10 protein-coding genes are annotated in these 13,313 nt (G+C 70.5%); 7 read left to right on the top strand and 3 right to left on the bottom strand.

The annotated features are described in order from the left end of the window. The first annotated feature begins 160 nt into the window (after positions 1 to 160). On the top strand, positions 161 to 1,816 hold the full coding sequence (locus AC0T5L_RS16615; protein WP_476166399.1) for a serine/threonine-protein kinase: 1,656 nt from the start codon (positions 161 to 163) through the stop codon (positions 1,814 to 1,816). Positions 1,817 to 1,839: 23 nt separating this feature from the next. On the opposite strand, the gene AC0T5L_RS16610 is transcribed toward AC0T5L_RS16615, so the two are convergent. Next, positions 1,840 to 2,406 (bottom strand): NADAR family protein, encoded by a 567-nt coding sequence (locus AC0T5L_RS16610; protein WP_476166398.1) that lies wholly within the window; start codon positions 2,404 to 2,406, stop codon positions 1,840 to 1,842. Between the two features lie 36 nt (positions 2,407 to 2,442). Beyond that, the gene (locus AC0T5L_RS16605; RefSeq protein WP_476166397.1) at positions 2,443 to 3,231 is read right to left on the bottom strand and encodes a dioxygenase family protein; all 789 of its coding nucleotides are present in this window, start codon (positions 3,229 to 3,231) and stop codon (positions 2,443 to 2,445) included. 78 nt (positions 3,232 to 3,309) lie between these two features. Between AC0T5L_RS16605 and AC0T5L_RS16600 the strand changes: the two genes are divergently transcribed. The 6 genes from AC0T5L_RS16600 (at position 3,310) to fxsT (ending at position 12,876) form a co-directional block, all read left to right on the top strand. Continuing rightward, a complete protein-coding gene (locus tag AC0T5L_RS16600; RefSeq protein WP_476166396.1) occupies positions 3,310 to 3,816 on the top strand; it encodes a MarR family winged helix-turn-helix transcriptional regulator in 507 nt (168 codons plus the stop codon). 186 nt (positions 3,817 to 4,002) lie between these two features. Beyond that, on the top strand, positions 4,003 to 4,443 hold the full coding sequence (locus AC0T5L_RS16595) for a DoxX family protein (RefSeq protein ID WP_476166395.1): 441 nt from the start codon (positions 4,003 to 4,005) through the stop codon (positions 4,441 to 4,443). A gap of 202 nt (positions 4,444 to 4,645) precedes the next feature. After that, a complete protein-coding gene (locus AC0T5L_RS16590; protein WP_476166394.1) occupies positions 4,646 to 5,584 on the top strand; it encodes a trypsin-like serine peptidase in 939 nt (312 codons plus the stop codon). After that, positions 5,581 to 7,131: an effector-associated domain 2-containing protein gene (locus AC0T5L_RS16585; protein WP_476166393.1), complete on the top strand. Its 1,551-nt coding sequence runs from the start codon at positions 5,581 to 5,583 to the stop codon at positions 7,129 to 7,131. The genes AC0T5L_RS16590 and AC0T5L_RS16585 overlap by 4 nt, the downstream gene beginning before the upstream one ends. 31 nt (positions 7,132 to 7,162) lie before the next feature. Continuing rightward, the gene (locus AC0T5L_RS16580; RefSeq protein WP_476166392.1) at positions 7,163 to 8,347 is read left to right on the top strand and encodes an AAA family ATPase; all 1,185 of its coding nucleotides are present in this window, start codon (positions 7,163 to 7,165) and stop codon (positions 8,345 to 8,347) included. Further along, positions 8,344 to 12,876, top strand: a complete 4,533-nt coding sequence (gene fxsT / locus AC0T5L_RS16575) for an FxSxx-COOH system tetratricopeptide repeat protein (RefSeq protein WP_476166391.1) — start codon at positions 8,344 to 8,346, stop codon at positions 12,874 to 12,876. The genes AC0T5L_RS16580 and fxsT overlap by 4 nt, the downstream gene beginning before the upstream one ends. Positions 12,877 to 12,918: 42 nt before the next feature. On the opposite strand, the gene AC0T5L_RS16570 is transcribed toward fxsT, so the two are convergent. Continuing rightward, positions 12,919 to 13,116 (bottom strand): DUF397 domain-containing protein, encoded by a 198-nt coding sequence (locus tag AC0T5L_RS16570; protein ID WP_476166390.1) that lies wholly within the window; start codon positions 13,114 to 13,116, stop codon positions 12,919 to 12,921. Positions 13,117 to 13,313 lie beyond the last annotated feature (197 nt).

Genomic DNA, 13,313 nt, shown 5'->3' with positions numbered 1-13,313 from the left:
TTATGAGTGGCTGGGATCCGCTGGACGCTCCCCCGCAAGTGCACGATCTCCTGGATGGCCTCGTCCGGGTGGGGCTCCATTACCCTCGTGAAGGCACCCTTCGCTCCCGAGTGCTCCCCTTTCACGTTGCCCCGCCCCGAATGAGCGAGGTCCCCCTCAAGTGTCCACAGCTTCCTTCACCGTTCTGCTGCCCACGACCGTCACCGACCTGACCCCGGACGATCCGGTCAGAATCGGCCCCTACCGGTTGCTCAAACGGCTGGGAGCGGGCGGGATGGGTCTCGTCTACGCGGCACAGGACGAGGGCGGCCAGCTGGTGGCCGTCAAGCTGATCCACCCGGAGTACGCGTCGGCCGGCGACTTCCGGGCGCGTTTCGCGCGCGAGGTGGACTTGCTGGGCCGTGTGGGCGGCGCCTGCGCGGTGCCGCTGCTGGAGGCAGACACCGAGGCTGCCCGGCCCTGGCTGGCGACCCCGCTCGTGCGCGGCATGACGCTGAGCGAGTACCTGCGCAAGCACGGCCCGCTGAACGAGGAACTGCTGCGCGGCCTGGCGGTGGGGGTGGCCGAGGCGCTGGCCCAGATCCACGAGGCGGGGATCGCGCACCGCGACCTCAAGCCCTCGAACATCGTTCTGTCCCCGGAGGGGCCGCGGGTCCTGGACTTCGGGGTGGCGCGGGCGATCGACCAGACCGCCATCACCCGCACCGGGATGCTGAGCGGCTCGCCAGGGTGGATCAGTCCGGAGCACTACCGCGGCGAGCCGGTCTCCACGGCCGACGACGTGTTCGCGTGGGGTGCGTTGGTGTCGTACGCGGCTACGGGCCGCCCGCCGTTCGGGGCGGGGAACGCGGCCGCCGTGGCGCACCGTGTGCTGAACGCCCCGCCGGACACCGAGGGCCTCTCAGGACCCCTGGCGGACCTGGCCCTGCGGGCGCTGAGCAAGCAGGCGGAGGACCGGCCCACCGCGCTGGAACTGGTGCACGGTGTGGTCCAGGCCGCCTCTCCGGGCCGGACCATCGCACCGATCCACGATGTCGGGACCGCTGCCGCGGCCACCGCAGGTGTGCTGGACCGCGACTGGCACGGTGTGCGGACGGGGGCCGAGCGCGAGTACGAGATCCCCGCTGTTCGCGGAGGTGGGAACAGGGGACGGTTCCTGGCCCGCACCGGGGCCGCCCTCGGCGCCCTGGTCCTCTTGGCGGGCCTCACCGCGGGCGGGGTGGCCCTCGGCCAGAACTGGGAGCACCTGCCCATGGCAGCGTGGTTCGAGTCCGAGGAGGAGCAGGAACCCGCGGAGGAGGAGACCCCGGAGGAGGAGCGCCGCGTACCCGGGCCCGTCTCCCAGGAGGAGCCCTCCGAGGAGCCTTCGGAGGAACCGTCCGAGGAACCCAGCGAGGAGCCCTCCGAGGAGCCCTCGGAGGAACCGTCCGAGGAACCAGTGGAGACGGAGGAGCCCGAGGAGACGGAGGAACCCGAGCCCGAAGCCCCTCCGGAGCCGGTGACGGTGCCGCTGACCGTGTTCAACGCCGAGGGGGTCTGCCAGGATTCGCGCGCGCAGGAGTGTGCCCTGCGGCTGGTCCACGACCCCTACACCTCCTACTCCGCTGCCGGCAACCGCGCGGGACAGGTGTGGCACGGTGACGTCCTCCAAGCGACGTGCCTGGTCACGAACGGTGTCACCGTCACGGACGAGAGCGGGATGAGGACCAGCGACCTGTACCTGGTCTCCACCGGGGGCGGCGTCACCGGCTGGCTGCCGGGCGTGCGTACGCGCGACAACGCCCAGGTCCGGATCTGCGAGGGCCACGAGGTCTGACGGCCCCTGGTGCGCGGGGAGGGTCAGGCGGCGGCGAGGCGGGCGCGGGTCTCCATCAGGGCGAATCCCAGCAGGTTGAGGCCCCGCCAGCGCTCGGGGACCCGCGCGTCGTCGTTCTTGGCACCCAACCCGATGCCCCACACCCGGTCGCGGGGGCTGGCCTCCACCAGCACCCGTTCGCCGGTGCCCAGCAGGAACTCCCGCAGGTCCGTGTTCTGGCCGAACTTGGCGACACCGCCCTCGACCACGATCCCGAACCGGGCCGCCTCCCAGGCGCTCTGGTCGAAGCCGCGCACTTGGCGGCCTATCGCCTTGGCGTCGCGGGGGTGGCCCGAGGCGAGGATCCGCTCCTCGGCCTCGGCGTCGCCGAACAGGCGCGCCTTGGCGGCCATCATGTAGTGCTCAGCGGTGGGGTAGCCGGTCCCGTCCACGGTGAAGCCGGCGGGCCACCACTGCGAGAGGCAGCTCGCCGACACACCACCGGAGGCGGGCGGCTGGTGACCCCAGAAGCACAAGTACTTCACCCGCCCCTTCGAGGCGATCAGCTCCTCCACCGTGCGCGCGTCCGCGGGATCGCATGTGTCCGTCATGGCGGGGAGTGTCCCAGACGGCGGTGACAAACGGCCTCAGTCGAACTGGAAGGACCGTTTGGCCAGCCCGTGCCAGAACCCGTCCACCGTGGACAGCGAACGCTCGTGTCCGTCCAGCCCGGCGCCCAGCGCCACGAACAGCGGAGCGAAGTGGTCGCTGCGCGGGTGCGCGATCGCGGCGGCCGGGGCCTTGCGACCGAAGTCCAGGAGCGTGTCCACGTCGTGGTCGGCCACGGTCCGGTAAACCCAGTCGTCGAACTCCACCGACCAGGAGGGCGCCTCCCCATGGGCACGCGGGGACATCTCGCGCAGATTGTGCGTCGTGAAACCGCTGCCGACGATGAGGACCCCCTCGTCGCGGAGCGGAGCCAGGCTGCGCCCCAGGGCGAGCAGCCGAACCGGGTCGAGCGTGGGCATGGACACCTGGAGAACAGGGATGTCCGCCTCGGGATACATCTCCTTCAGGGGGACGTAGGCGCCGTGGTCGAGTCCTCGGGCGGGATCCTGGTACAGCGCCCCACCTGGGCCGGTGACGAGTCCGCGAACGCGTCCGGCGAGTGACGGCGCACCCGGGGCGGGATATGTGACTCCGTAGTAGCGTTGCGGAAAGCCCCAGAAGTCGTAGGTCAGAGGGACTCCGTCCGCTGTGGCGCCGACGGTGAGTGGAGCGTCTTCCCAGTGCGCCGAGACGACGAGGACCGCACTCGGGCGGGTGATGTCCTCGGCCCAGTCGGCCAACTGGCGGGTCCACCCGGTGTCGTCCGCCAGCGGCGGCGCCCCATGGCTGAGGTACAGAGTCGGCATGCGTGTCGGCCGCTGTGCCATGGATGTCCTCCAGTGGAGATCAGGTTTTTGACTAGGAAACAATTGAATCCTCAAGTTATTCCTGGGGGAGCGAGCCGGATGGCCGACGCGGAGTGGCTCGACGAGGATGAGCAGCAGACCTGGCGGACCTTCCTGTCCGCCGTCCACCTGCTGGAGGGCGCACTGGACCGGCAGCTCAGACGCGACTCCGGTATGCCCCACGCTTACTACCAGGTCCTCGCGATGCTCTCCGAGGCACCGGGGAACGAGCTGACGATGACCGAACTGGCCGGGCTGCTGAAGTCCTCGCCCAGTCGTCTCTCACACGCGGCCGCCCGCCTGGAGGGGGACGGGCTGATCCGCCGCTTCAAGCGCACGGGGGATCGGCGCACCACCATCGCCGGGCTCACGCCGCACGGGATGGAGGTGCTGCGCTCGGCGGCGCCGGGCCACGCGCGCGAGGTCCGGCGGGCGCTGTTCGACGCGCTCACCGGTGAACAGGCCGACCAGCTGCGCGAGATCGCGGAGTCCATGCTCGACGTGCTCGATCCGCGGGGGGAGGAGCCCCGGTACCCGGGATCGTCCGGCACGGAGAGCCATAACTAAGGCACATGCTGTTATGCGCCCTGATCAGGGTCGATGCCGCGTGTGAGAAATATTTGGCCTCCGCACTCTATGTGTCCGGGCGGATGCGTATTACTATCTGGCTTCCCGGGAAAAGGTTGTAGTCTCAAATGTTGGACTGGGATGCGGCCTTCTTCCGGGGTACCCGCTCACAGAACAGGAATTCCAATGACCGAGAGATCGCTCATGCCCAGGATCGGCGACGTCACCACACTGCTCGCGAGAGTGGTGGTCGGCGTCGTCTTCGTCGCCCACGGTTGGTCGAAGGCGACCGACCTCGACGGCACGGCCCAGGGTTTCGCCGCCATGGGGATCCCCTTCCCCGAGTTCTCCGCGCTCCTCGGGGTCTTCATCGAGGCGGGAGCCGGACTGGCGCTCATCGTCGGCTTCGCCCTGCCCCTCGCCGGAGTCCTTCTGGCCTTCATGATGGCCAACGCCTACTACTTCGCCCACCTCGGCGACCCGCTGGTCAGCGGCTTCGAGTTCCCGCTGGTCCTCGGTGCCACCGGTCTGGCCCTCGGGTTCTCGGGCGGCGGCTACACCCTGGACCGCCTCATGCCCTGGGGGCGCGCCCGTCGCCGGGCCCCGGAACCCGCACAGGCCTCCTGACCAGGTACCCGGCCGCCCGTCGCCGGAGGCGGGCGGCCGGGTATCAGGAACCTCTTTTCTTTCTTGCTTATCTTCTTTAACAATTCAGACAGAAGAGAACCGTCTCTTTTCCTGGCGCAACATGGTGCTCCTGGCCTTTTGTGCAAGATGGGTAGAATCAGCGCACAAAAACATTCAGCCCCGCCTGCCGAACGGGAGCACCGTGTTCCACCTGGCCCCCCACGCGTTCGATTCCGACTGGCAGCTGCGCGTCACCGACCGCCATGGCACGGCCCTCCACGGAGCGGCGGTACTGGTGGCACCGGAGTACGCGCTCACCTGTGCGCACGTGGTCTGTGAGGCCGTCGCCGAGTCCGGCGGGAATCCTGGGCCCGGGAGCACCCTGCGCCTGGACGCCCCTCGCGGGGGACCCGCGTGGGAGGCCACCGCCGCGGTCACCGCTGACGGCTGGTGGTGGGACACCGCCGCGCCCTGGGACGTGGCCGTCCTCCGCCTCGACCGCCCCGCCCCGGCACGTCCCGCGGTCCCCGCCCGGCACCGTGTCGGCGACCGGGTCCGTGTGCTCGGCTTCCCCCGCGCCGAGAGCGGCCGCTGGGTGACCGGGCGGATCGCCGGAACGGGCGGTAGCCGCTTCGGCTACGTCCAGATCGACGTCGACTCCGCCGCCGGCCTCACCGTTCTGCCGGGGTTCAGCGGCAGCGGTGTCCGAGAGGAGGGGGAGAACGCCCTCCTCGGGCTCCTCTGCGAAAGGCTCGGGGACGGCAGAGCGGGGTGGATGATTCCGATGGAGGCGATCCCCCGGGTGTGGCCGACCGAACGGACCGGGAGGACCGGTGCGGTGACGAGTGGCGGCCAGGAGGCCCTCACACGCACCGCCAGGGCGATGACCGACCTGCGCACCCTGCTCCTGCCCGATCCGCGGCTCGACTTCTACCTCGCGCTCGACCCCCGGCTGCGCCGCAGGCTCCGCGCGGACCAGGACCTCCAGACCTTCACCGCACAGCTGGTCGCCCTCGCCCACGGGGAGTACGGCCTGCTCCGTGAGGTCCTCAGCCTCCTCGACGCACGGGAGGAGGGCAGTGCGGGCATGCTCAGAGTCCGCGAGGCGGCGGTGCCGTTGCTGGAGGACCCGGCCGTATGAGCGAGACACCGACGAAGACGGGGGGACACCCACCAGCGGGCGGGCCAGAACCCGTGGTCCCGGTCCCGGCGGGCGGCGGGGAGGAGGAACTGGTCGACGCGCTGTGCGAGATCCGGCACGTCTTCTCCCAGGACTCGCGCGAGCAGTTGGCGCACAAGCTGCCGCGGCGGATACGGCGCAACCTGCGACTGGACGGCCCCGCGGCGGGATTCGCCCGGGACCTGGTCCGCCTCTGCCGGGACCAGGTCCGCCTCGGCTGCCTCGTGCGCTGGGTCCTCTACTTGGAGGAGGGCGGTCGGAGTTCGCGCGCGGTGGCCCTGGCGGCTGAACCCCTGGTCCACGTCGAGGAGTGGGAGCAGCTCTCCCGGATCCTGCCCGACGGAACCACCGCTGCCGACGTCTGCCTCGTCCGGGAGGAGCTGCGGCGGCACGCCCCGACCCTGGTCGCCGAGGCATTCGAGGCCGCTCTGGCCGATCAGCTCGTCCTCTCCGAGGCCCCGCCCGCCACGGCCTGGGACAGGCTCGTGGACCTGGCCGAGATGGCCGTGCCCGAGGGCGGCGAGCCCCCGCTGCGTGTGTTCTGCTCGTTGCTGCCCTCCTACCTTCCCCTGGTGGTCTGCGGTGACCTGGTCGACCTCTGGGGCGGCGGGCGACGCGACAGCCCGACCGCTGCTCCGGGCGCCCGGACGCCGGCCCGGCTCGTCGTCCACGTCACCCAGGGAGGGGACAGGGACCGCTACGACGTCGAGCACTGGATGGTTCTCAGCGAGAGGCAGGGGCGGATCCCGGACTTCTGCGTCCACGGCCACGCCGCGAGCATGGTGCCGGAACGCATCGGCGACTACGTCAACGGCCTGCTCACCCTCATGGAGGTGGACCACCGCACGGGCCACCACGAGGGCATGCGTGTGGAACTGGTCGGGCGGCTGGACCTGCTCCGTGCCCTGGAGGCCGAGCAGTGGCAGAAGGCGGGCAGAGGCGAGGGACGGCTCGGCGCCCGGGCCGAGGTGGTCTACCGGGTGGAGGAGCTGGTGGACAGCGCGGGCAGGAGCACCGACGAGGCCAGGCGGACCTGCGCCCGCCGCTGGGAGGACCTCGAACACGCACACGAGGCCCTGCACCTGGACACCGCGCACGAGGCCGAGAGGAGGACGAGAAAAGGCGGACGGACGTATCAGGAGCCATTGGCCGAACGGCTGCGGGACGATAGAATTCTTGTCCTATCCGTTCCCTCCCATCTGGACGAGTGCTACACACCGGTCTGGTTGGCGGTCACGATCGGTGTTCCGGTTGTGGTCTGGCGTTCCACCGGTAATGGACCGGGGATCGGGCCATGGCTCAATCTGGGGAAGGTGGGGCGAGAGGTGGCGGTGTCGCCCGACAGAATACGGACACTTCCCAAAGCACTCCACGAATCCCGCTCGGGATGCTTTTCTCCGGGCGATACCGGGTACATCGAAGAAAGCTTCGAGGTCGCCGTCTTCTACAACGACTCCCTTCCGGTTCTGCCCGACCCCCGACAGATGACCAACCACAGCATCCGATAGCCCCCCTTGGGCGCGGCTCGAAGGGCCTGCCATGACCACACCAGCCGAACCCGGGTCCACCAGTTCCGCACCGGAGTGGTGGATCTTCCATGGCACGGGCCAGCCGCGTCCACACCTGGACCTCGCCACCCAGCTGCCCCCGCCGCCCCGCTGGCGCTCCTACGGCGGCGGCCGGGACCTCACCGGATCCGGTGAGGAGTCCGTCCTCTACGATCCGGGCCCCAACGCCGGCAGCCCCGGAGCGGAGAGCGACCGCCACCTGGGTCCCGTTCAGCCCTGGACCTTCCAGGTCCCCCTCGGAACGCACCGGCGCCAGCTGCTGGACAAGGTCAACGCGGCCATCTGCCTGCGTCGGCCGCTGCTGCTGGTCGGACCGCCCGGAGTCGGCAAGTCCAGCCTCGCCCACCAGGTCGCCCGGGAGCTGGGCCTGGGCCGGGTCCTGCGCTGGGCCGTCACGAGCCGGAGCACCGTGGGCGAAGGCCTGTACACCTACGATCCGCTGACCCAGATCCACGACCTCAACCTGGAGAACGCCCAGCGCCGGGTCCTGGGCGGCAGGGACCGCCGCTACGCGACCGCCGACGGCACCGGCACCGACGCCCACCTGCGCAGCAGCGCCGAGTCGATCGGCCGCTACCTCACCCTGGGGCCTCTGGGCACGGCCTTCCTGCCCACCCTGGCCCCCCGGGTACTCCTGGTCGACGACTTCGACCTCGGAGACTTCGACCTGCCCAGCGACCTTCTCGACCTCTTCGAGAGCGGCGGCTACGGCATCCCGGAGCTGAGCAGGCTGGCCAACGTGGCCGGGACGATCCGTGTGGCCACCGATGACCCCGGCCGCACGGCGGTGGTCAGCCGCGGCCAGGTTCTCTGCTCGGCCTTCCCCATCACCGTTTTGACCTGCAACGACGACAGAGACCTGCCGCCCGCGTTCCTGCGCCGCTGTATTCCGGTCCAGATGGGGCTGCCGGACGAGGACGAACTGGTGGCGGCCGTGGCCGGGCACTTCGACGGCGACCCGCCCACGGGTACGCGGAGCCTGGTCACCGAGTTCCTGAGGAGGAGCGCCGACGGCCACGCCCTCGCCGTGGACCAGTTGCTCAACGCCGTGCACCTGGTCGGCGCGATGGGCCAGGGACAGGAGGAGCCCGGACCCGAGCAGGTCCGCTACCTCTCCGACCTGCTCTGGCACCGCCTCACGGAAACCCCGGGATGAGCTCCGGACACCAGCCGGAGGACGACCACCTCCGGGGGGCGGGCGACCGGGTGGACGACGTCCCCGGGCTCGGACGGCTGGGCCTCACCCCCACCGAGTGGGCGGACGCGGTCCACCTCGCGGCCCTGCGGGAGCGCGCCGCGGCCGCTCGGCGGGACCGCCCCCGGTTCCCGGATCCGCGGACCGGTGCCCCGAGGCGCGGGTCCCCGGCGGGAGAGGCCGCCGCCCCCCGCCTGCCGCCCGGAGCGGACCCCGGTACCACCCGGATCCCAGAGGCCGGGACCCCCGACGGCGAGGCGGAACCGGAACCCCCACAACACCGTGCCGGGCACGCGCCCCGGCGGTCCGCGGCGGACACGGCAGCGCACCGCACCTGGGATCCGCCCTCCTCGGAGAGCGAGCGGGAGTTTCGGGACCAGCAGACGTCCGGGTTCGTCCAGCCGGTCCTGGGACGGCGCCAGGAACTGGTCGCCGCGCTCGGCCCCCTCAACCTCAGAGCGCCCCGGGGACGGCCGAACCGGATCGATCCGGAGGGCACCGCGCGCAACTACGCCCGCGCCCTCCTGGACAGCCTCCACTGGAGCGAGGACGAGCGGGAGGGAGCCGGAGTCCCGGTGGTCCCGCGGCTGCGCCCGAGCGAGGAGCGGTCGGCCCACCTCACCCTCCTCGTCGACGACGGCGTCACCATGGTCTTCCAACGCGGCCTGGTCGACGAGTTCGTCGCGCTGGTGCGCTCCAGCGGCGTCTTCCGCGAGGTGTCGGCCCTGCACTTCGACTCCGGGCGCACCGGCCGTCCGGAGCTGTGGGACGCGCGGGGGCAGCCCCGGCGGCTCGGCGCCGCGGGACGCGCCGGCGTGCACGCCGTCCTGGTCCTCACCGACGGACTCGGCGCCTCTTGGCGCGACCGGGAGTTTCGGGACTGGGTCGCCGGGACCGCCGGACGCCGCGCGGTCGCGATCCTCCACCTGCTCCGGCCCAGGCTGTGGCGGCGCGGCGCCATCGCCACCGTGCCCACCGAGCTGGCCGTATCCTGGCCCGCCCGGCCCGGCGCCGCGAACACCCGCTACGTACGGGAGCGTACGCTCACCGACCTGTTGGCGGAGGAGGACGAGGGCCCTCCGGGCACGCTCGTCCCCGTGCTCACGCTGAACCCGCGCTCGATCCACGACTGGGCGGCCTTCGTGGCGGGTCGGGGCCGGACACGGATGTGGGCGCACACCGCGGAGTTTCCCGGAGGGCAGGACCGCGGCCTTCCGGAGGCGCCGGACGCCGATGGCGGACCCGGCTTCGACGCGGAGCGGGAGGCGCGCCGGTTCCAGCGGCTGGCAAGCCCGGAGGCGTTCGACCTGGCGGTGGCCCTGGCGGCCGTGCCCCTGGATCCACGCCTGGTGGAGGCGGTCTGCGAGGACGTGCTCGGCCGCACCACGCCCTCTGAGCTGACGGAGGTGTTCTTCAGCGGGCTGGTGCGGATGAGCGGTGACGGTGCGGGGGAGGCGGGCGAACCGGTCCGGTGGGACTTCCGGCCGGGCGTCAGGCGGATCCTGTTGGCACTGGGCGGCCGAGTCTCCGATATCCGCCGGATGCTGGGTCTGGCGGCGGAGCGCCTGTGGCGGGTGGACCCCTGGTTCGAGGCCCTCCGGCTCATGTTGCGGGGCGAAAGCGTCGAGTCGCCGAAAAGCACACGGGTATCCCATCACTGGGCGAATTCCATGATTCCCGCAGTGGAGAGCGCGGCCCTCACCCGTCGTTACGCGGATCCCATCCGGGAGTATGCGGGTTCTCACGAAAAAAACATGGCCCGTGACCCTGTGGAAACGCTGGAGGTCGGATTGTCGCCAACCACTGGTCTAGGATTACCGGAGGTTTCCGGATCTGCGCGTGTGGGCGGTAATGACGACTGGAAGGCGCGGAACAGAACATCCTTTTCTGAACGGTCGGGTGAAATAACTCAAATGGCTACAAACCCGTCAATCGAGGACAGAATGCAAGGCTCTGACGACTTGCGCGGCGGTCGTACGGCCCGATCGTCCACGGGTGGCCGACCGCTCAACGCGGTCTGGGTCCAGGTTCCACGCAGGAACAACGCCTTCACGGGGCGCGAGGAACTGCTCTCCTCGCTGAGGGCGCAACTGGTCACGGGTCAGCGGCAGGTCATCACCGCGTTGAACGGGATGTCGGGGGTCGGCAAGACCGAGCTCGCCAAGGAGTATCTGTACCGGTACGCGTCCGACTACGACCTCATCTGCTGGATCCCCTCCGCCCACGGCAACCAGTTGCGCGAGAGCTTCTCGGTACTGGCGTCCAGGCTCAGGCTGGACAGCGCCGGGGCGGGCAGCGGGCACGTTCTGGAGAACGTGCTGGAGGCCCTGCGCCAGGGCACCCACTATCCGCGCTGGCTTCTCGTCTTCGACAACGCGCAGGCCCGGTCCGAACTGGATCAGTATCTTCCTGTCGGGGGCGAGGGCCACGTGATCATCACTTCTCGGGACTCCAGCTGGACGGTGCGAGGCGGCGACGCCTACCTGTCCGTTCGCGAGTTCGACCGGACCGAGAGCATCGAACTGCTGAAACGGCGCGGTCCCGCGTCGCTGACCGACGCCGAGGCCGACGAGCTGGCGCGCGAGCTGGGCGACCTGCCGCTGGCGCTCAACCAGGCCGCCGTATGGCTGCACGAGAGCGGTATGGCCACCGAAGAGTACCTGCGGCAGTTCACTGAGAAGAGCGAGGAGATGCTCGCCCTGCTGCGTCCGGTGGACAGCTCCTACCCGGTGGCCGTCGCCGCGGCGTGGAACGTGTCGCTGGACCGGTTGGCCACGACCAACCCGGCCGCGCTCCAGCTGCTCCAGCTCTGCTCCTTCATGGCGACGGCGCCCATCCCGCGGTCCCTGTTCAACTTCGCCCGCGGCATCGAGGGCCCGGCGGACCTGCGCGGCGCTCTGGAGGATCCGGCCAAGCTCGGTATGGCGATCCGCGACATCGGGCGCAACAGCCTCGCCCACATCGACCACCAGCGCAACACCATCTCCCTGCACCGGCTGGTGCAGCGCGCGGTCCAGGCGCCCATGAGCGACCAGGAGCGCGAGGAGCTGCGCCACTGCGCCCACCAGCTGCTCGGCCGCAACGACTTGCAGGACGAGGTCGAGGCCGTCGTCCGCTACACCGAGCTGCTACCGCACGTGTGGGCCTCCGAACTGTGGAACTGCACCGACCCCTGGGCGCGCAACCTGGTGGTGCAGATGTGCCGGACGGCCGTGCTCCGCCGCGAGTTCGACGAGGCCCGCCGCCTGGGCGACACCGCCCACGCCTGGTGGCGGCAGCGGCTGGGGGAGAACCATCCGGCGACCCTCGGTATGGCGGTCCAGGTCGCCACGGCGATGCGCGGCCAGGGCTACCTGGAGCAGGCACTCGAACTGGTCGAGGCCACGCTGGGCACCCTGCGCGAGACACAGAGCCCCGAGGCTCCGGAGACCCTGGACGCGGAGATCGAGCACATCCGCAGCCTGCGTTTCGTGGGCCGGTTCCGGGACTCGCTGACGGTGGCGGCCGAGGTCTACCACCAACGGGTCCGCCTGTTCGGTGAGGAGGATCCGAACACCCTGCTCACAGCGCACTTCCGGGCGTTCAACCTCCTGCTCAGCGGGGACCCGGAGGCCGCGGTCGAGGAGTACCGCGACACCCTGGCCCGGTTGGAGGCCGTCTTCGGCCCCGACCACCCGCGGACCCTGGGCACCAACAACGGCTATGCCGAGGCACTGATGGAGAAGGGCCGCTACCGGGAGGCCGAGGAGGCGCAGGCCAACCAGGTCGAGCGGGTCACCGGCCTCATCGGCGAGGACGACGTGCGGACCCTCAGCAACCTTCGGACGCTGTCCGTCATGCGCCGCAGGGCGGGCCACCACCACGAGGCCTTCGCCCTGTCGGAGCGTGCCTGGCAGCGTTTCCGGGTCAAGCAGGGTGTGGACAGCAACGACAGCATGTACACGGCGCTCGTGCACGCCTTGTCGCTGAGCGCGGTCAACCAGCACGACGAGGCACTGGAACTCGCCCAGACCACGGGAGAGCGCTACGTCAAGCTCCTGGGCGAGCGCCACCCCTACGTCGGGGCGGCCGACGTCAACCGGGCGATCATCCTGCGACGGCTCGGCCGGGTGAGCGAGGCGCGCGAGCTGGACGAGCGCTCCCTCGAACTGTTCCTGGACAGGGTTGGCGGGCACCACCCCAGCACCATGGCGTGCATGGTGAACCTGGCCAACGACCACTTCCTCATGGGGGACGCCGCCGGTGCGCGGGAACTGGACGAGGAGGCGCTGCGCGGCTGTGGGAGGGAAGTGGGAGAGGCACATCCGCTGACCCTGCTGGCCCGCCGCAACCTGCTCGTGGACCGCAAGGCCGGGGGTGAGGACGTCGATGCCGAGTTCGTCGTCCTGGAGGACCACTACCGCGAGGTCATGGGCTCCGAGCACCCCGCGACGCTCAGCCTCCGCAAGACCGTGCGGGGCGACGCGGACATCTACCTCGCCCAGATGTGACCGGGTGCGGTCCGGCCCCCTCCTTCCGGACCGCGGCACCGGTCAGGAACGCCCCGCGAGCCTGAGCAGAGCGACCCACTGGTACGCGGGCAGGGCCAGTGCGGCGCGGTCGGGATGCGCGGAGTCGCGTACCCCGACCCGCCGGGGCTCTTCCAGCGCGGCCTCGACGCACTCCCCGGATCCACCGCCGCTGTAGCTCGACGTGCGCCATCGACCGGCTTCCCGTCCCAGCCCTCTCACGGGAACTCCAGCCTGGTCTGTCTTTGCTGGTCGTTTCTACGCACGCGGCGGCCTCGTTTCTCCCAGTCCCACCATTGGTCGCTCCTGTTTCCCGAGCAGTCCTGAAAGTTCGGTCAGGTCAGACTCAGGTCGCTTATGCATTCTGATGTTTTCGGGACCGACTTGTACATGCCCACTGGGGTGGTGATCATGTTGTC

It is taken from the genome of Nocardiopsis sp. TRM 82005 (assembly GCF_056312425.1).
Note: the sequence above shows the minus strand (reverse complement) of the source record. Positions and strands in the feature narration are given on the sequence as shown.

Coding starts and splice junctions, on each gene's coding strand:
- AC0T5L_RS16610 (WP_476166398.1), bottom strand. CDS start 2,406: ATGACGGACACATGCGATCCCGCGGACGCGCGCACGGTGGAGGAGCTG.
- AC0T5L_RS16605 (WP_476166397.1), bottom strand. CDS start 3,231: ATGGCACAGCGGCCGACACGCATGCCGACTCTGTACCTCAGCCATGGG.
- AC0T5L_RS16600 (WP_476166396.1), top strand. CDS start 3,310: ATGGCCGACGCGGAGTGGCTCGACGAGGATGAGCAGCAGACCTGGCGG.
- AC0T5L_RS16595 (WP_476166395.1), top strand. CDS start 4,003: ATGACCGAGAGATCGCTCATGCCCAGGATCGGCGACGTCACCACACTG.
- AC0T5L_RS16585 (WP_476166393.1), top strand. CDS start 5,581: ATGAGCGAGACACCGACGAAGACGGGGGGACACCCACCAGCGGGCGGG.
- AC0T5L_RS16580 (WP_476166392.1), top strand. CDS start 7,163: ATGACCACACCAGCCGAACCCGGGTCCACCAGTTCCGCACCGGAGTGG.
- fxsT (WP_476166391.1), top strand. CDS start 8,344: ATGAGCTCCGGACACCAGCCGGAGGACGACCACCTCCGGGGGGCGGGC.